Source organism: Shewanella sp. M16, assembly GCF_018224605.1.
GTDB classification, from domain to species: Bacteria; Pseudomonadota; Gammaproteobacteria; order Enterobacterales; family Shewanellaceae; genus Shewanella; species Shewanella oncorhynchi.
The window spans coordinates 1-279 of the sequence record NZ_JAGTUL010000151.1 but is presented as its reverse complement, the minus strand read 5'-3'; the positions used below and the strand labels follow the sequence as shown (position 1 = coordinate 279).

Below are 279 nucleotides of genomic sequence, written 5' to 3'. Positions count from 1 at the left end.
TAATATCGTGTTTTTGGCCTTCTGATAATTCGAAATAAATCGGTAATCCTCCGCTGTCGACGGCTAAGTGAATTTTGGTTGAATTACCGCCTCGACTTTTACCAATACTCTCATTACTTAGCGTCGCTGCACCTGCACTGTGCTGGTGAGCTCGCACTATCGAGCCATCAATAAAGACCCATTCTATATCAGCAAGGTTGGCTAAGGCCTTGAATAAATGTGCTAGAACGCCTTTCTTAGACCATAAATGAAACCGTCTAAAGACCGTGCTCCAATGAC

Annotated in this window: 1 pseudogene; it reads right to left on the bottom strand. The window is 43.7% G+C overall.

Features of this window, described 5'->3' with window-relative positions:
* Positions 1-279: pseudogene (locus KFE26_RS23825) on the bottom strand (IS5/IS1182 family transposase); the annotation flags it as partial.